Origin of the sequence: Paraburkholderia bannensis (assembly GCF_014200455.1) — a bacterium.
GTDB classification, from domain to species: Bacteria; Pseudomonadota; Gammaproteobacteria; order Burkholderiales; family Burkholderiaceae; genus Paraburkholderia; species Paraburkholderia bannensis_A.
Genome location: NZ_JACHBW010000004.1, coordinates 152,769 through 169,928 on the forward strand (window position 1 = coordinate 152,769; position 17,160 = coordinate 169,928).

Sequence of the window (17,160 nt, forward strand, 5' to 3'; positions counted from 1 at the left end):
CATGCAGGCATGGCGTCCCACCCTCAGCAGACAGGAATTCGATGAGATCCAACGCACCTAATCCCCCGCGCACGCTGGCCATGCTGATCGGCCAGGTGCGCGGCCGGCTCGCGCTTGCCACCGGCGCCAGCATTCTGAGCGGCCTCGCGGGCGTCGCGCTCGTCGCGCTGTTGAACACGGCGCTCAACGTCCAGGCCGCCGAGCTGCCCGGCCTCGGCTGGCGCTTCCTTGTGGTCTGCAGCGCGGCGCTAGTGCTGCGGCTCGTCGCGGTGTCGGTGTTCGTCAACCTGACGCAGACGACGCTCGCGAGCCTGCGCCGCCATCTGTCGACGCATATCCGCAGCGCGCCGTACCGGCAGATCGAAACGATCGGTGCGGCACGCCTGCAGTCGCTTGCCAGCGACGACGCCGCGCTCGTCGCGACCCTGTTCGCCAGCCTGCCGATCATCGTGATGAACGGCGCGATCGTCGCGGGCAGTCTCGTGTATCTCGGCATGCTGTCGTGGCGCACGCTGCTGTTCGTCGCGGCGGCGCTCGGCCTCGGCTCGCTCGCGTTCCACCTCGCGCATGGCCGCGCGATGGTCTATCTGCGCAAGGCGGGCACGTTGCAGGATGCATCGCTGGGTTACTTCGGCTCGCTGATCGCCGGCGCCAAAGAGCTGAAGCTCAACCGCAAGCGCGGCGACGAATTTCTCGACAAGGTGCTGAGCCCCGCGCTCGAATCGGTGCGCTCGACCCGCGTGCGCGGCATGCTGATCTATAGCGGCGCGAGCAACTTCGGGCTGTTTCTGCTGTACGTGATCATCGGCGTGACGACGTTCTTTTTCACGCGCTATGCAGGGCTCGACGCGCATACGAGCTCCGGCTTCGTGGTCGTGTTTCTCTATCTGATGGTGCCGCTCGACAGTCTGCTGAACAACCTGCCACAGGTGCAGCTCGCGCGCGTCGCGCTGGAGCGCATCGAAAACGCCGTGCAGCAGATGCGCAATGCCGAAACGCCCGCGCTCGACAACGGTGCCGCGCCGGCGTTCTCGCGCATCGACGTGAACGGTTTGCAGCACAGCTACTACCACGAGCGCGCCGACGAGATCTTCCAGCTTGGGCCGATCGAACTGTCGTTCACGCCGGGCGAGATCGTGTTCCTCGTCGGCGGCAACGGCAGCGGCAAGACGACGCTCGCCAAGCTGCTCACCGGGCTATATGTCGCGGAGAAAGGCGAGTTGCGCATCGACGGCCATCTCGTCGACGATACGTCGCGCGACGCGTATCGGCAGCAATTCAGCGCGATTTTCTCCGACTTCCATCTGTTCGATTCGCTGGTCGGCCTGCCGCGCGAAGGGCTCGATCGACTCGGCAACGAATTGCTCAAGCGTCTGCATCTGGATCACAAGGTGCGCGTAAACGACGGCGCGTTTTCGACGCGCGATCTGTCGCAAGGTCAGCGCAAACGGCTCGCGCTCGTGGTCGCGTATCTGGAAGACCGGCCGTTCTATGTATTCGACGAATGGGCCGCCGATCAGGACCCGGCATTCAAGGATGTGTTCTATCAGGTGCTGTTGCCGGACCTGCGCGCGCGCGGCAAGACGGTGCTGGCCATCAGTCACGACGACCGTTACTTCCATCTCGCCGACCGGCGCATCAAGCTGGAGGATGGGCAAATCGTCGAGAACGTGCGGGTCAGGGAGCAGGCGACGGTTTGAGGTTGGCGTTTGTTTGCGGCTGGAGCGGGCGGCTAGCGATTGCGGCTCGCCGTGGACGCGCGCCGCGAAAACTCATCGAGTGGACTGTGAAGTCCTGGACTTGAGGACCGTTCTCAGATGCGCGGTCCAAGGAAGAGCGCGCTGGATAAGGATCTCAGGCAGTCGAGCAGAACAGCCTGGATTTCAGTGGAATATAGACTGGTGGGCCGGGTGGGGTTCGAACCCACGATGGGATTTCTCCGGTGGATTATGAGTCCACTGCCTGCAACCAACACGGCGTCCAGCCCACGGAGTTAAAGCAAGAGTTGCCAACAAAAAAGCCCGGTCTGATTAGAGCCGGGCTTTCCGACGGCAGGCCGACATACTACACGAAACTGGGCCGGCCTGGCCATCCATCACACGCCTTTACTTGCGCCGCATGCGTTCCGCCACGCACAAAGCGCAAGCAAGCGCCATCAATTGCCTTCAAGGAAGGACTTGAGCTTGTCCGAACGGCTCGGGTGACGCAGCTTGCGCAGCGCCTTCGCCTCGATCTGGCGGATCCGCTCGCGCGTGACGTCGAACTGCTTGCCCACTTCTTCCAGCGTGTGATCGGTGCTCATTTCGATACCGAAGCGCATGCGCAGCACCTTGGCCTCGCGTGGCGTGAGCGAGTCGAGCACGTCCTTCACGACATCGCGCATCGACGCATGCAGCGCCGCGTCGGCGGGCGCCACCGTGTTGTTGTCCTCGATGAAGTCGCCCAGATGCGAATCGTCGTCGTCGCCGATCGGCGTTTCCATGGAGATCGGCTCCTTCGCGATCTTCATGATCTTGCGGATCTTGTCCTCCGGCATTTCCATCTTCTCGGCCAGCGTTGCCGGGTCCGGCTCAAGACCGGTTTCCTGCAGGATCTGCCGCGAAATGCGGTTCATCTTGTTGATCGTTTCGATCATGTGAACCGGAATGCGGATCGTGCGCGCCTGGTCCGCGATCGAGCGCGTGATGGCCTGACGGATCCACCACGTCGCGTAGGTCGAGAACTTGTAGCCGCGGCGATATTCGAACTTGTCCACCGCCTTCATCAGGCCGATGTTGCCTTCCTGGATCAGGTCGAGGAACTGCAGGCCGCGATTGGTGTACTTCTTCGCAATCGAGATCACGAGGCGCAGGTTGGCCTCGGTCATTTCGCGCTTGGCCTGGCGCGCCTTCAGTTCACCGGCCGCCATCTGGCGGTTGGTTTCCTTGAGGTCCTTGAGCGGCAGCACCACACGCGCCTGCAGGTCGAGCAGGCGCTGCTGCTGTTCGCGGATCGCCGGCACGTTACGCGAAAGAATCGCGCTGTACGGGTGGCTTTCCGCGACGACCTTGTCGGCCCAGTCCAGATTGGTTTCGTTGCCCGGAAAGCGCGTGATGAACTCCGAGCGCGGCATGCCGCACTTGTCGACCACCGTATGCAGGATCTGACGCTCGACCTGGCGCACTTCATCCACCTGCGCGCGCAGCGTGTCGCACAGACGCTCGACGGTACGCGCCGTGAAGCGGATCGACATCAGCTCGGCCTGGATCGTTTCCTGCGCCTTCAGGTAGGCCTTCGACTTGTAGCCTTCCTTTTCGAAAGCGCGGCGCATCTTGTCGAACCATTCGCTGATGAGCGCGAACTTTTCGAGCGAGGCGCGTTTGAGGGCTTCGAGCTGCGCCGCATTGGCCGTCGCCTGCGCCGCGCCGTCGTCTTCCTCTTCTTCGCCCTCTTCCTCTTCTTCCTCTTCGGCGCTCGCCTCTTCGTTCTCGATCTCTTCCGCTTCCTTGGCGTTGAAGCCATCGGTGTCTTCGGCGTTCGGATCGATCAGGCCATCGACCAGTTCATCCACGCGAATCTCGTCGTTGGCGACGCGTTCGGCCATGGCGAGAATATCGGCGATGGTGGTCGGACAGGCGGAGATCGCCATGACCATATGCATGAGGCCGTCTTCGATGCGCTTGGCGATTTCGATTTCGCCCTCGCGCGTGAGGAGTTCGACCGTGCCCATTTCGCGCATATACATACGCACCGGGTCGGTCGTGCGGCCGAATTCGGAATCGACAGTGGAGAGCGCCACTTCCGCTTCTTCTTCGACTTCGTCGTCGGAAGAGGCGTTGGGGGCGTTGTCGTTGAGCAGCAGCGTTTCGGCATCGGGCGCCTGTTCGTAGACGGCTACGCCCATGTCGTTGAACGTGCTGATGATGCCTTCGATCGCCTCGGTTTCCGTGAAGTTGTCCGGAAGGTGATCGTTGATTTCGGCGTAGGTGAGGTAGCCGCGCTCCTTGCCAAGCTTGATAAGCGCGCGCAGCTTGTTGCGCCGCTCTTCGAGTTCCTCGACGGTCCCGGGCTGCGAGGAGGCGAACGCGTCTTTCAGCAGCGCCTTCTCTTTCGCTCGCCGGTCGCGCGCACGGGTGGTTTTCTCACCCTTGCCCGCGGCGGGCGTGCTTTCTTCGCTCTGGTTTGCGTCGTCATCGACGGACACTTCATTCAGCTTTTTCGTCATGGAGTTCGCCGTACCGGCTGTAGTCTCGACTCGGGGCTGTTGGACAACAGCCTCTTGAACCGTGGATACTGGAGCCTCGCGCTCTGCCGCATCGTCCGCAACGGCAGGCACTTGCCTTGCACTACTCGGACCACCGGAGCGCTTCGTTGCCGGATGCGCGACAGCTTTCGCCGCCTTCGCAGGCACCGCTCTCGCGGCCGAAACAGTCCGGGTTTTCTTCGGGACTGCGGGAACTTCATGACTGGCGGTTGCCGCGTTGCGACGGGAACCGGCGGAAGAGGGATGCGTGGCCTGTGACCTGATGGTCTGCTCCGTCGAGCTGTCGCCTGCCGCCTTCTTTGCGCCTGTAGTCTTTGCCATTGCCATTCCGCCCCTTGCTGGAAACTGGACACCTTTCGGCATCACCCGGCGAAATGGCCTCCGAGTGATACGTGTGCTGCCCGCCCGGAAAAAACAAAAACAACAAAAACAAACCGCTGAAAACCTTCGAGTTTAGCACGCACGGAAATCTCTGCCCGAGCGCGATCCTCCCTGCCTACAGCCCGAGCTGACGCTTCATGTCAGCCCGCACCTGATTCAACTTCACGAGTTCCGACATCTCTTCCGGCGTATGCCGCGACTGCTTCGTCAGTACGTTGAGGCGCTCGCTGCAGGCGTCGAAACGCATCTTCAGGATTGCCGCCGCCAATTCCTCGCTAACGAGCCGCTCCTGCTCGCGGCGCTCCTCCAGCACGGCGCCATCTTCGGGGTTTTTCATCAGCAGATCCCGAACGTTTTCATCATAGTCCAGAATTTCCCGAAAAATCTCCTCGAAGGTTGGGGCATTGGCCCCATTTCTCAAGAGGTCCGACAACAGCTGGAATTCAGCCGCCTCGCCCAGCGCACGGGCATGCGTGGTGACTTCCTCGAACAGTTCGCCGTGTCGCGTGAGCGTAATCAGCGCCTGTTCGGCTTCCTCGTCGAGCTGCGCCACGATGCGCGGGTGCATCACGAGGTTGCGCAGCGCCTTGCGCTCGATCCCGGTCACCAGATGGCGGTCCTTGCGGGCAGGCGCACGGCGCGCCGCCTGGGCGATACGGGCGTCGACCTCGCACAGCCCCGCCACTTCCTCGAACGGCACGTCCAGACGGTCCGCGATCATGTGCATGATCTGCGCACGCAGCGCATTCGCCGGCAGCGCCTGCAACAGCGGCTTGGCGTCGAACAGCGCGCGGGCGCGTCCTTCGGGCTGGTCCAGCTCCTTGCCGGCCATCACTTCATTCAGCATGAACTGCGAGAGCGGCATGGCGCGCTCGACCTGTTCCTTGAAGGCTTCGGCGCCGTATTCGCGCACGTAGCTGTCCGGATCGTGCTCGGACGGCAGGAACAGGAAGCGGATCGTGCGGTTGTCCGCCGCGTGCGGCAGACAGGCGTCCAGAGCGCGCCGCGCGGCGCGGCGGCCCGCCGAATCGCCGTCGAAGCTGAAGATCACCGTATCGGTCTGACGCATCAGCTTCTGGACGTGGATCGGCGTACAGGCCGTGCCCAGGGTCGCCACGGCGTTCTGGAAGCCCAGTTGCGCCAGCGCCACCACGTCCATATAGCCTTCCACCACCAGCACGTAATGCTGTTCGCGGATCGCCAGACGTGCCTCGAACAGCCCGTACAGTTCGCTACCTTTGTTAAATAGCGGCGTTTCCGGGGAATTCAAATACTTGGGCTCGCCGCCGTCCAGCACGCGGCCGCCGAAGCCGATCACCTGACCCTTCACGTTGCGGATGGGGAACATCACGCGGTCGCGGAAGCGGTCGTAGCGGCGTGCCTGGCCTTGCGCGTCCTGCTTTTCGCTGACGATCACGAGACCCGATTCGACCAGCGAATCGTCGCGATAGTCCTCGAAGGCGGATTCGAGGTTCTGCCAGCCATCCGGCGCGTAACCGAGCCCGAAACGGGCCGCGATTTCGCCGGTCAGGCCGCGTTTTTTGAGGTACTGGATCGCATTGGGCGCGCTGCGCAGCTGCTTGCGGTAGTAATCGCAGGCGGTCTGCATCACGTCGGACAGCGCGTTGGATACGGCTTTCGAGACGCCGGGCGCGTAAGCGCCGCCTTCGCCTTGACCGCCGCGGCTGCCGCCGTAGCCGCCGCGCACGGGCGACGGTTCCTGCGGCACGCTCAGGCCGACCGACTGGGCGAGATCGTTGACGGCTTCGGGAAACGACAGGCCCGCGTGCTCCATGAGAAAGCCGATGGCCGTACCGTGCGCGCCGCAACCAAAGCAGTGATAGAACTGCTTCGTTGGACTAACGGTAAAGGAAGGGCTCTTCTCGTTGTGGAACGGGCACAGGCCCATGAAATTCGCGCCGCCCTTTTTGAGCTGCACGAAGCGTCCCACCACGTCGACGATATCGACGCGGTTAAGCAGATCCTGCAGGAACGAATGCGGAATCATTGGGCTGGGTCGCTCGTTTGTTTCTGATGGGCTGGGTGCGTTGGCCTGTTCGGCGCGCGCCCGACGCAAGCCCCGCACGCCGCCGTTGAAGGCAGCGCATGGAGCCCGCGCGGGGCCCTTACTTCGTAAGCGCGGCCTTGACGAGGCCGGAAACGGCCGTCATGTCGGCGCGACCGGCGAGCTTCGGCTTGAGCACGCCCATGACCTTGCCCATATCCTGCGGGCCCGCGGCGGCGACTTCAGCCACGGCTGCCTGCACTTCGGCGGCGATTTCCGCGTCCGAAAGCTGCTCGGGCATGTAGGTGCTCAGCACGGCCAGCTCGGCCTGCTCCTTTTCCACGAGGTCGGCGCGGGCCGCGGCTTCGAACTGGCTGATCGAATCCTTGCGCTGCTTGATCATCTTGTCGATGACCGCCGTGATGGCGGCGTCGTCGAGCGTGATGCGCTCGTCGACTTCACGTTGCTTGATGGCGGCGAGCAGCAGACGAATCGTGGCGAGGCGCTCGGTTTCGCGGGCGCGCATCGCGGTTTTCATATCGTCGTTGATTCGGTCTTTGAGGCTCATCACTCACCTGAAATGCGTTGGGGTTGCACAATCCCGGATTCACCGGGCAGCGCGGCCGCTTGGCCAGAATTTGGCACCGAATTCACACCGAAGCATCGCAGGAATGCAAAAACCCGCCTGGAAGCGTTTCCAGGCGGGTCGGTGCGGGTTCGGCTGGTTGCGACCACACCAGAAGGACAGCGCGGCACACAGGCTACCGGCTGCTTTGCGTCGCTGTGGGATTTCCGACAAAGGCGGAGAAACCACAGTGACGCCGAAATCAGTACATCTTCTTTGGCAGCGTCTGGCTGCGAATACGCTTGAAATGGCGCTTTACCGCCGCTGCCTTCTTGCGTTTGCGTTCAGCCGTGGGCTTCTCGTAAAACTCACGGGCGCGAAGTTCGGTCAAAAGACCGTTCTTCTCGATCGTGCGTTTGAAGCGGCGCATGGCAACTTCGAACGGTTCGTTTTCTTTTACGCGGATGGTCGTCATTTTCCAATAACGGATCGGGGGTAAAGGGAGTCAGTATAGCAAAACTATACCTGTGCATCGTGAGGCCGCCGGCAGGAAAACCCGAATCCAGACGCGCCCCCGGCAACTTCCCGCACAGCCTTACCGGTGGCGGGATTCGCGGCTGCGCCACGCGCCGTGATTCAAGCTTGCGCAGGCCCAACCAGCAACAGCGGCAGGTGCGTGACTTCCACCGCGCGCTGCGCCACGCTGCCCAGCAGCCAGCGTGCCACGCCACGGCGGCCATGCGTGCCCAGCACCACCAGATCGGCGTCCCAGGCCTGCGCGTCGCGCAGGACCGCGTGGGCGACGTCGTCACGAATGAGAGCGGTCGCAACCAGTTGCGTTTCAGTGGTGCAGCCGGATGGCGCCAGTTGCCCGACGGCGGCGGCGAGCGCCTTGCGGCCCTGCGCGGACATCGCCTCCTGCAAAGCGGAGCCGGGCACCGGATCGGCCGCCACGCCGCTGCGATCGACCACATAGACCGCGCGCAAAATCGTGGGCGGCGAAAGCAGACGCATGGCCGCGCCGATCGCATGGACCGATGGCTCGCTGCCATCGGTCGCCAGCACCACCCGCGCGAGACCCAGCTCTGCGCGAGACTCGTGAGTCGCATATTCATCCGGCACGACCAGCAGCGGACACGGCGCGGCAACCGCCAGCGCCCCCGACACCGAGCCGTCCACCCAACGCTTCACGCGCCCGCGATGACGTGCGCCGACGACCAGCAGATCGGCGCGCCAGTCGCGCGCCGCAGCGACAAGCGCCTGCACCACCGCGCCGCTCTCGCCGCCCTGACCGACCACCAGCCCTTCGACCGCCGCGCAGCGCCCCTTGAACGCGGCCAGCGCCTGTTCGAGCGTGAGTTCGGCTTCGGCGTGCAGGCTTTTGCGCGCGGTGGCGATGGTGTCCGTGATCCACGCATCCCCGGCGGTGAACGCACCGCCCGCGATCCACGCTCCGGGCTGGTCCGCCACGCAGACGATGCGCACTTCGGCCTGCGGCGACGCAATGCGCGCGGCGAAGCGCAGCGCCTGGCGCGAGGCGTTCGAATCGTCCACCGCGATCATGATGCGCCGCATCGGCCTGACGCCGGGAGTGTTCTGGTCGTTCTGGTTCACGTTCTGGTCCTTGCCTGAGTGGAAGAACTCTCAAGCGTGGACCTCGCATGCCGCGCCAGCCATGACGGGCATCAAATGCCGCAAAGGGATTGCGAGGCGTGCGTCAGAAGGTGGCAGGCGCTACGACAATCGAGCGGCGCCCGCGAGCGCGAACTCCGCCGCGGCCTCGCCGGCCGCCACGCCCGACGCCCAGGCCCACTGGAAGTTGTAGCCGCCCAGCCAGCCGGTCACGTCCACCGCTTCGCCAACGAAGTAAAGCCCCGGCACGCGCTGGCTCATCATCGTCGCCGAGGACAGCTCGCGCGTATCCACGCCGCCGCGCGTGACTTCGGCCTTCTTGTAACCCTCTGTGCCGGTGGGCGTGAGCGTCCACTGCGACAGACCCTCGCCGATGCGGCGCAGCGTCTTGTCCGGCAGATCGGCCAGGCGCGCGTCGAGCGGCACGCCATGCGTTTCGAGCCACGCGTGCGCAAGGCGCGCGGGCACCCACTCGGCGAGCAGATTGCCGATCTGGCGTTTAGTCGAACCTTTGGCCTCGATGAGCGCTTCGGTGGCATCCCGATCGGGTAGCAGGTTGACGCGGATCGGCTGCCCCGGCTGCCAGTAGCTCGAAATCTGCAGCACGCCCGGCCCCGAGAGACCGCGATGCGTGAACAGCAGATCTTCGTCGAACGCGCCGCCGGTCTTGCGCTCGCCGGTCGCCACATGAACGTCGAGCGACACGCCCGAGAGCGGCACATACGGCTCCCACTCCTGCGCCGCGAAGGTGAGCGGCACCAGCGCCGGGCGCGTGTCGATCAGCTTGTGGCCGAACTGTTTGGCGACGCGATAGGCAAAATCCGTCGCGCCGATCTTCGGGATCGACAGACCGCCAGTGGCGATCACGAGCGCCTTCGCGCGGATCTGGCCTTGCGGCGTGCCAAGCGTAAAGCCCGCGCCGTCGGCATGCGCAACGTCCTCGACGGGCAGCGGGCGACGCCACGCGACCTTGCCCGCGTCGCATTCGGTGCGCAACACGTCGATGATCGCTTCGCTGGACTGATCGCAGAACAACTGGCCCTTGTGCTTCTCGTGCCAGGTCACGCGATACTGGCGCAGCAGCGCCAGAAAATCGCGCGGCGTGTAGCGCGCGAGCGCGGAACGGCAGAAATGCGGGTTGTTCGAGAGGTAATTGGCCGGGCTGGCGTGCAGATTCGTGAAATTGCAGCGGCCCCCGCCCGAAATGCGGATTTTTTCCGCGAGACGCGGGGCGTGGTCGATCAGCGCCACGCGGCGGCCCTTCTGGCCCGCCACCGCCGCGGTCATCATGCCGGCGGCTCCTGCGCCGATCACGGCGATGTCGAAAGATTCCATGGCGCGCATTCTACCTGCGCGCCGCGCCGCGGTGGCCCGCCCTCGACCTTCGCACACCGGCCGCCCTCCGCCAGGATTCACGCACGCTGCTATACTTTGGGGTTACCTTTCACTTTGATTTAGCGACGGTTTTTGTCGAAACGACGCCGTTGCACGCCACACCATGCTTGTTCTTGGCATCGAAAGCTCCTGCGACGAAACCGGCCTCGCGCTCTACGACAGCGAGCGCGGCCTGCTCGCGCACGCGCTGCATTCGCAGATCGCCATGCACCGCGAGTACGGCGGCGTCGTGCCCGAACTGGCCTCGCGCGACCATATCCGCCGCGCGCTGCCGCTGCTCGAAGAGGTGCTCGCAAAAAGCGGCGCCGCGCGCAGCGACATCGACGCCATCGCCTTCACTCAGGGCCCCGGTCTCGCGGGCGCCCTGCTGGTGGGCGCGAGCATCGCCAATGCGCTGGCGATGGCGTGGAATCGTCCGACCGTTGGCATCCATCATCTGGAAGGGCATCTGCTCTCGCCGCTGCTCGTGGACGCGCCGCCGCCCTTCCCGTTCGTGGCGCTGCTGGTGTCCGGCGGGCATACGCAGTTGATGCGCGTGACCGACGTGGGCGAGTACGAAACGCTCGGCGAGACGCTCGATGACGCTGCCGGCGAAGCCTTCGACAAGACCGCCAAGCTGCTGGGCCTGGGTTATCCGGGTGGGCCGGAAGTCTCGCGTCTGGCCGAATTCGGCACGCCGGGCGCAATCGAACTGCCGCGCCCGATGCTGCATTCGGGCGATCTCGATTTCAGCTTCAGCGGCCTGAAAACCGCCGTGCTCACGCATGTGAAGAAGCTCGGGCCGAATATCGGCGAACAGGGCAAGGCCGATATCGCGCGCGGGTTTGTGGATGCCGCGGTGGACGTGCTGGCCGCGAAATCGCTGGCGGCGCTCAAGAAGACGAAGATGAAGCGCCTCGTGGTGGCGGGCGGCGTGGGCGCGAACAAGCAGTTGCGCGAGAAACTATCGGCGGCGGCGCAAAAGCGCGGCTTCGAAGTGCACTACCCCGATCTGTCGCTGTGCACCGACAACGGCGCGATGATCGCACTGGCGGGCGCGCTGCGTCTGCAACGCTGGCCCGATCAGGCCACGCGCGATTATGCCTTCACGGTGAAGCCGCGCTGGGATCTGACGGCGCTTTCGCAGCAGTAAGGCCGCGATCGCTCAAATTAAAAAGCCGCCTTTTCAGGCGGCTTTTTTACGTCATAAGCAGATCGATCAAGCGACGCGCTTGTCGTGCTCGATCACCGCATAGGCGCTGTGATTGTGAATCGACTCGAAGTTTTCGGCTTCGAGCGTATAGGCGATCACGCGGGCATCGGCGTTCAGACGCACGGCCACGTCGCGCACGAGGTCTTCCACGAACTTCGGGTTCTCATACGCGCGCTCGGTCACGAACTTTTCGTCCGGACGCTTGAGCAGGCCCCACAGTTCGCACGACGCTTCCTGCTCGGCGATCACGATGAGTTCTTCCACCGGCAGATCGCCTTCGAACTCGACATCCATCGTCACGTGCGAGCGCTGGTTGTGCGCGCCGTACTGCGAGATCTTCTTCGAGCACGGGCACAGGCTCGTCACCGGTACGAGCACCTTGAGGAACAGGCGCGTCACGCCATCACGCGCATCGCCCGTGAGCGTCACTTCGTAGTCCAGCAGGCTTTCCACGCCCGACACCGGCGCGACCTTTTTCACGAAGTACGGGAACGACACTTCGATACGGCCTGCCTGCGATTCGAGCCTCGCGAGCATTGCCGTGAGCATCGCGCGGAAGGTTGCCGGTTCGAGCGGCGCCTTGTTCTCTTCGAGCAGCGCCACGAAGCGCGACATGTGCGTGCCCTTCTGGTCCGCAGGCAGATGAACATCGAGGTTCCATGTGCCGACGCTCGGCTGGACGTCGCCCGAGCCAGTCTTCACGGTGAGCGGATGGCGCACGCCTTTCACACCCACACGCTGGATCGGGATCTGACGGGTATCGACGGAGCTCTGGACGTCCGGCATCACGAAAGCCGGGTTCATCTGATTCATATTCTTATCCTCAAGTCGCGCAGAATGTGGCGCGCAAATGGCAAGCGCCGGCATGAGCCGGCGCTTGCTGGCGGAACGGGGCGACAGGCCCCTTCCGACGGTTCAAGGTGTTTGAGCGGCTGCGCCTGAAAAAGAGCGCAGCTTCAGGCTGGTTCGATGTTCGCCGCCCCTCAGGCGACGCGCATCACCGACTTGCCCGACGCGTTCGCCGCGCCATCGAGGAAGCGCTCGCGAATGGACTTCGCGATGCCTGCCGCGTCGAGGCCGACGCCCGCCAGCAGCTTCGCCGGATCGCCGTGATCGATGAAGGTGTCGGGAAGACCCAATTGTAGTACGGGCTTGATAACCCCACTTCCAAGCAGGGATTCCACGCAGGCCGAACCGGCGCCGCCCATGATGCAGCCTTCTTCGACGGTCACGAGGTAATCGTGGGTCTCGGCGAGCTGCTTGATGAGTTCCGCGTCGACCGGCTTCACGAAGCGCATGTTCGCCACGGTAGCGTCCAGTTGTTCCGCTGCAGCCAGCGACGGAGCCACCATCGTGCCGAACGCGAGAATTGCCACGCGCTTGCCTGCCGGCGCGTTGCTTTCGCGGCGCACTTCGCCCTTGCCCACCGGCAGCGCGGCCATCTGCTTGACGGTCGCGACACCCGTGCCCGCACCACGCGGATAACGCACGGCCGTCGGGCAGTCCTGCTGGAGCGCCGTGTAGAGCATCTGACGGCATTCGTTTTCGTCCGATGCCGCCATGATCATCATCTTCGGGATGCAGCGCATGAAGGCGAGATCGTACGCGCCCGCGTGCGTCGCACCGTCCGCGCCCACCAGACCCGCGCGGTCGATCGCGAACACGACCGGCAGATTCTGCAGCGCCACGTCGTGGATCAGCTGGTCATACGCGCGTTGCAGGAAGGTCGAGTAGATCGCGACCACCGGCTTCATGCCTTCAGCGGCCAGACCGCCCGCGAACGTCACCGCGTGCTGCTCGGCGATGCCGACGTCGAAGTAGCGATCCGGGAAACGCTTCTCGAACTCGACCATGCCCGAACCTTCGCGCATGGCCGGCGTGATGCCGATCACGCGCGAATCGAGTTCCGCCGCGTCGCACAGCCATTCGCCGAACACCTGCGTGTAGGTCTTCTTGGCGGGCGTCGTCGACGGCTTGATGCCTTCGGCCGGGTTGAACTTGCCGGGACCGTGGTACAGGACCGGATCGGCTTCGGCGAGCTTGTAGCCCTGGCCTTTCCTCGTCACCACGTGCAGGAATTGCGGGCCGCGCAGCTCCTTGATGTTCTGCAGCGTGGGGATCAGCGAATCGAGGTCGTGACCGTCGATCGGGCCGATGTAGTTGAAGCCGAATTCCTCGAACAGCGTGGCCGGCACGATCATGCCCTTGGCGTGCTCTTCGAGCTTGCGGGCGAGATCGAGCACCGGCGGCGCATGACGCAGCACGCGTTCGACGCCCGCACGAGCGGCGGCGTAGAAGCGGCCCGACATCAGACGCGCGAGGTGGCGGTTCAGGGCGCCGACCGGCGGCGAGATCGACATATCGTTGTCGTTGAGGATCACCAGCAGCGGCACGTCGTCTTCGACGCCACCGTTGTTGAGCGCCTCGAAGGCCATGCCTGCGGTCATCGCACCGTCACCGATCACGGCGATGCCCATGGCGTTATCGCCCTTGAGCTTGCTCGCGACGGCCATGCCGAGCGCCGCCGAAATCGACGTGCTCGAATGCGCGGTACCGAAGGTGTCGTATTCCGATTCGTCCCGCTTCGGGAAGCCGGAAATACCGCCGAGCTGGCGCAGCGTGGACATCTGGTCGCGGCGGCCCGTCAGGATCTTGTGGGGGTAGGTCTGATGGCCCACGTCCCAGACGATGCGATCGCGCGGCGTGTCGAACACGTAATGCAGCGCGATCGTCAGTTCGACCGTGCCGAGGTTGGACGACAGGTGGCCGCCCGTTTGCGACACGCTGTCGAGAACGAAGGCACGCAGTTCGTCGGCAAGCGGTTGCAACTGGCGGCGATCGAGGCGGCGCAAATCCGCCGGGTCGTCAATGGTTTTCAGCAAGTCGTACATCGTCGTTCCATTGTAGGAAATCGGGCGCTCCCGCACTTCTATCGCGCATTACTTCCCGTTCATGCGCGCGGGCGGGTTGGCGTAATCAGCTGACCCGGTTCACAACCAGATCTGCGAGTTCGGCGAGGCGCTGGGCGCGTGCACCGAACGGTTCGAGTGCCGCGTGTGCATCGGCGCGCAGCTGCTGCGCGAGGGCACGCGAGGCATCCAGACCGATGATCGACACGTAGGTCGGCTTGCCGTCCTTCGCGTCCTTGCCAGCGGTCTTGCCCAGAGTCGCCGAATCGGCGGTCACGTCGAGAATATCGTCCACCACCTGGAAGGCGAGGCCCACCGCCGCAGAGTACTTGTCCAGCGCGGCGAGCGCGTCGGCCGAGGGCGTCTCGCCCGCCAGCGCGCCCATGCGGACCGAGGCGCGCAGCAGCGCGCCGGTCTTCAGGCGGTGCATGGTTTCGAGCTGCTCGCGCGTCAGCGAATGGCCCACGCTCGCGAGGTCGATCGCCTGGCCGCCGGCCATGCCGATCGAGCCGCTCGCCAGCGCCAGCTCACGCACGAGCGCAGCCTGACGCGCAGCGTCCAGAACTTCGGAGGTGAGCGTGACGAACGCCTGCGATTGCAGGGCGTCGCCCACCAGCAGCGCCGTCGGTTCGTCATATTTGACGTGTACCGTCGGTTTGCCGCGGCGCATGTCGTCGTCGTCCATGCAGGGCATGTCGTCGTGCACCAGCGAGTACACGTGGATCATCTCCAGCGCACACGCGGCGGCGTCGAGCGCTTGCGGCGTCGCGCCAGTGAGTTCGCCAGCGGCGTGGCACAGGAGCGGGCGCACGCGCTTGCCTCCGCCCAGCACGGCATAACGCATGGCGTCATGCAGCGGCGCGGGCTGCACATCGGCAGCCGGCAAATAGTGATCGAGCGCGCTCTCGACCCGGTCGAGCACCGTCCGGGTCCATTGGTCAAAATTCATAGATCGTCGTCTCCGCCATTTGCGGATGTCGTATTGAGGGGCACGGGCCGCAGCGTTTCGCCGTCCAGCACGCGCACCTGTTGTTCAACCTTTTCGAGCTGCTGCTGGCAGAACTTCACCAGCACCGCGCCGCGGCGGTACGCGGCCAGCGATTCCTCAAGGCTCAAACTGCCGCCTTCCATGCGCGCCACCAGCGCGTCGAGTTCCGCCAGAGCGGCTTCGTAGCTCTCGGGCAGGGCCTCGTCGGCGGCTGTCTGAGACGCCGCTGCACCGTCCGCTGCACGGTCCGCTGCACGGTCTTTCGATGCGGATTTCGCCATCTGGGGTCGCCAAAATGAAACAAGGCGGACATTCTACGGCAAAAGCACCCCGGCCGCCCCGCTCGCCGGCTCGTGTCACCTCTCGACCACATTACCGCGGGTTGCCCAAAACAGTTCCAGAAGGCTTTTTCACGGCGTTTTTTGCGCGGCTCACACCTCGTTCATGTCGCCTTCTTGACGCAATTCCGGCAAAAATCAGCCACTTAGCTACCCTTTTAAGGGTAAACCGGATATACTCGCCGGCTCCCTAAATCGAATCTTCGATGGTTGGGTTGTTCACTGCTTTCACGTCTAATCGGGAGTGGGAATGTCCAATCTGAGCAATGCATTGCAGCTGAAGTCCATTCATAGCCAGCTGCCAGTCACGGCTTACTTTGACGAAGCGCTACTGAAGCGCGAAATCGACACGCTGTTCCAGAAAGGTCCTCGCTACGTCGGGCACGAATTGATGGTGCCTGAAGCGGGAAACTATTTTGCGCTGCCCGGCGAGAAAGAGGGTCGCGTACTCGTTCGCAACAAGAGCAACGAGATCGAGCTGCTCTCCAACGTTTGCCGCCACCGTCAGGCCATCATGCTAAACGGTCGCGGCACGGCAGACAATATTGTATGTCCGTTGCATCGCTGGACGTACGACCTCAAAGGCGAACTGCTCGGCGCGCCGCACTTCGCGGACAAGCCTTGCCTGAACCTGAACAGCACGCCGCTGCAGAAGTGGAACGGCCTGCTGTTCGAGTCGGCCGGGCGCGACGTCGCGCGCGATCTCGCACGCCTGGGGCCTGCCAAACACCTCGACTTTACGGACTATATGTTCGATCACGTCGAGGTTCACGAGTGCAACTACAACTGGAAGACCTTTATCGAGGTCTATCTGGAGGACTACCACGTCGTCCCGTTTCACCCGGGCCTGGGTCAGTTTGTCTCGTGCGACGACCTGAAGTGGGAGTTCGGCGAGTGGTACAGCGTGCAGACTGTTGGCGTGCACAGCCAGCTCGGCAAGCCAGGCAGCCCGACGTATCGCAAGTGGCACGACGAGGTCCTGCGTTTCCGCAATGGCGAACCGCCCGAGTTCGGCGCCATCTGGATGGTCTACTACCCCGGTCTGATGATCGAGTGGTATCCGCACGTGCTCATCTGTTCGTGGCTGATTCCGAACGGCACGCAGAAGACCACCAATATCGTCGAGTTCTATTACCCCGAGGAAATCGTGCTGTTCGAGCGCGAGTTCGTCGAGGCCGAGCGCGCCGCCTATATGGAGACGGCCGTGGAAGACGACGAGATCGCTGAGCGCATGGATGCGGGTCGCCGCGCCCTGTTCGAGCGCGGCGTATCGGAAGTAGGCCCGTACCAGAGCCCGATGGAAGACGGCATGCAGCATTTCCACGAGTTCCTGCGCCGCGAGCTGGGCGAAATCTGATGTAGACGCGGCCTCGGCCGCCACTCGAATGCAGCAAGGAAAGACGGGCTTAGGCCCGTCTTTTTGTTTAGACTGACGGCATCGGGCCGGCGCAGTGCTACAGCAACCGGCCACGCACGATCCAGAGATCCACGGATCCGGGAACCTATGTAGAG

14 protein-coding genes and 1 tRNA gene are annotated in these 17,160 nt (G+C 63.9%); 4 read left to right on the top strand and 11 right to left on the bottom strand.

Annotation, left to right across the window (positions count from 1 at the left end; genetic code table 11):
* Positions 1–41 precede the first annotated feature (41 nt).
* A complete protein-coding gene (locus F4827_RS08640) occupies positions 42–1,700 on the top strand; it encodes a cyclic peptide export ABC transporter (protein ID WP_260175065.1) in 1,659 nt (552 codons plus the stop codon).
* 199 nt (positions 1,701–1,899) lie between these two features.
* Here F4827_RS08640 and F4827_RS08645 read toward each other — a convergent pair.
* Positions 1,900–1,987 (bottom strand) — tRNA-Ile (locus tag F4827_RS08645).
* A gap of 168 nt (positions 1,988–2,155) precedes the next feature.
* Positions 2,156–4,564: an RNA polymerase sigma factor RpoD gene (gene rpoD / locus F4827_RS08650; RefSeq protein WP_183723578.1), complete on the bottom strand. Its 2,409-nt coding sequence runs from the start codon at positions 4,562–4,564 to the stop codon at positions 2,156–2,158.
* Here rpoD and F4827_RS08655 point away from each other — a divergent pair.
* Positions 4,491–4,700, top strand: a complete 210-nt coding sequence (locus tag F4827_RS08655; RefSeq protein WP_183723754.1) for a hypothetical protein — start codon at positions 4,491–4,493, stop codon at positions 4,698–4,700. The genes rpoD and F4827_RS08655 overlap by 74 nt on opposite strands.
* Before the next feature lie 39 nt (positions 4,701–4,739).
* Here F4827_RS08655 and dnaG read toward each other — a convergent pair whose 3' ends face one another.
* The 5 genes from dnaG to F4827_RS08680 form a co-directional block, all read right to left on the bottom strand.
* Complete coding sequence (dnaG, locus tag F4827_RS08660) at positions 4,740–6,632, bottom strand: DNA primase (protein ID WP_183723579.1); 1,893 nt, start codon at positions 6,630–6,632, stop codon at positions 4,740–4,742.
* Between the two features lie 118 nt (positions 6,633–6,750).
* On the bottom strand, positions 6,751–7,197 hold the full coding sequence (locus tag F4827_RS08665) for a GatB/YqeY domain-containing protein (RefSeq protein ID WP_183723580.1): 447 nt from the start codon (positions 7,195–7,197) through the stop codon (positions 6,751–6,753).
* A 259-nt stretch (positions 7,198–7,456) separates the two neighbouring features.
* Positions 7,457–7,669 carry a 30S ribosomal protein S21 gene (rpsU, locus tag F4827_RS08670; RefSeq protein ID WP_027819095.1) on the bottom strand — a complete coding sequence of 71 codons (213 nt, stop codon included), beginning with the start codon at positions 7,667–7,669 and terminating at the stop codon, positions 7,457–7,459.
* 161 nt (positions 7,670–7,830) lie between these two features.
* Positions 7,831–8,808 (bottom strand): universal stress protein, encoded by a 978-nt coding sequence (locus tag F4827_RS08675; protein WP_183723581.1) that lies wholly within the window; start codon positions 8,806–8,808, stop codon positions 7,831–7,833.
* A 120-nt stretch (positions 8,809–8,928) separates the two neighbouring features.
* Positions 8,929–10,161, bottom strand: a complete 1,233-nt coding sequence (locus F4827_RS08680; protein ID WP_183723582.1) for an NAD(P)/FAD-dependent oxidoreductase — start codon at positions 10,159–10,161, stop codon at positions 8,929–8,931.
* A 163-nt stretch (positions 10,162–10,324) separates the two neighbouring features.
* On the opposite strand from F4827_RS08680, the gene tsaD reads away from it, so the two are divergent.
* Positions 10,325–11,353 (top strand): tRNA (adenosine(37)-N6)-threonylcarbamoyltransferase complex transferase subunit TsaD, encoded by a 1,029-nt coding sequence (tsaD, locus tag F4827_RS08685; protein ID WP_183723583.1) that lies wholly within the window; start codon positions 10,325–10,327, stop codon positions 11,351–11,353.
* A gap of 66 nt (positions 11,354–11,419) precedes the next feature.
* Here the strand turns inward: tsaD and folE2 are convergent, their stop codons facing one another.
* The 4 genes from folE2 to F4827_RS08705 all read right to left on the bottom strand — a co-directional run bounded on the left by folE2 (position 11,420) and on the right by F4827_RS08705 (position 15,591).
* Positions 11,420–12,226, bottom strand: a complete 807-nt coding sequence (folE2, locus tag F4827_RS08690; RefSeq protein WP_183723584.1) for a GTP cyclohydrolase FolE2 — start codon at positions 12,224–12,226, stop codon at positions 11,420–11,422.
* A gap of 170 nt (positions 12,227–12,396) precedes the next feature.
* Positions 12,397–14,304 carry a 1-deoxy-D-xylulose-5-phosphate synthase gene (gene dxs / locus F4827_RS08695; protein WP_183723585.1) on the bottom strand — a complete coding sequence of 636 codons (1,908 nt, stop codon included), beginning with the start codon at positions 14,302–14,304 and terminating at the stop codon, positions 12,397–12,399.
* 85 nt (positions 14,305–14,389) lie between these two features.
* Positions 14,390–15,271 carry a polyprenyl synthetase family protein gene (locus F4827_RS08700; protein WP_183723586.1) on the bottom strand — a complete coding sequence of 294 codons (882 nt, stop codon included), beginning with the start codon at positions 15,269–15,271 and terminating at the stop codon, positions 14,390–14,392.
* A complete protein-coding gene (locus tag F4827_RS08705; RefSeq protein WP_183723587.1) occupies positions 15,268–15,591 on the bottom strand; it encodes an exodeoxyribonuclease VII small subunit in 324 nt (107 codons plus the stop codon). The genes F4827_RS08700 and F4827_RS08705 overlap by 4 nt, the downstream gene beginning before the upstream one ends.
* A 307-nt stretch (positions 15,592–15,898) precedes the next feature.
* On the opposite strand from F4827_RS08705, the gene F4827_RS08710 reads away from it, so the two are divergent.
* Positions 15,899–17,005 carry an SRPBCC family protein gene (locus F4827_RS08710; protein ID WP_183723588.1) on the top strand — a complete coding sequence of 369 codons (1,107 nt, stop codon included), beginning with the start codon at positions 15,899–15,901 and terminating at the stop codon, positions 17,003–17,005.
* The last annotated feature ends 155 nt before the right edge of the window (positions 17,006–17,160 follow it).

Coding starts and splice junctions, on each gene's coding strand:
- F4827_RS08705 (WP_183723587.1), bottom strand. CDS start 15,591: ATGGCGAAATCCGCATCGAAAGACCGTGCAGCGGACCGTGCAGCGGAC.
- F4827_RS08665 (WP_183723580.1), bottom strand. CDS start 7,197: ATGAGCCTCAAAGACCGAATCAACGACGATATGAAAACCGCGATGCGC.
- dxs (WP_183723585.1), bottom strand. CDS start 14,304: ATGTACGACTTGCTGAAAACCATTGACGACCCGGCGGATTTGCGCCGC.
- F4827_RS08640 (WP_260175065.1), top strand. CDS start 42: ATGAGATCCAACGCACCTAATCCCCCGCGCACGCTGGCCATGCTGATC.
- folE2 (WP_183723584.1), bottom strand. CDS start 12,226: ATGAATCAGATGAACCCGGCTTTCGTGATGCCGGACGTCCAGAGCTCC.
- F4827_RS08700 (WP_183723586.1), bottom strand. CDS start 15,271: ATGAATTTTGACCAATGGACCCGGACGGTGCTCGACCGGGTCGAGAGC.
- rpoD (WP_183723578.1), bottom strand. CDS start 4,564: ATGGCAAAGACTACAGGCGCAAAGAAGGCGGCAGGCGACAGCTCGACG.
- dnaG (WP_183723579.1), bottom strand. CDS start 6,632: ATGATTCCGCATTCGTTCCTGCAGGATCTGCTTAACCGCGTCGATATC.
- F4827_RS08710 (WP_183723588.1), top strand. CDS start 15,899: ATGTCCAATCTGAGCAATGCATTGCAGCTGAAGTCCATTCATAGCCAG.
- F4827_RS08680 (WP_183723582.1), bottom strand. CDS start 10,161: ATGGAATCTTTCGACATCGCCGTGATCGGCGCAGGAGCCGCCGGCATG.
- rpsU (WP_027819095.1), bottom strand. CDS start 7,669: ATGACGACCATCCGCGTAAAAGAAAACGAACCGTTCGAAGTTGCCATG.
- tsaD (WP_183723583.1), top strand. CDS start 10,325: ATGCTTGTTCTTGGCATCGAAAGCTCCTGCGACGAAACCGGCCTCGCG.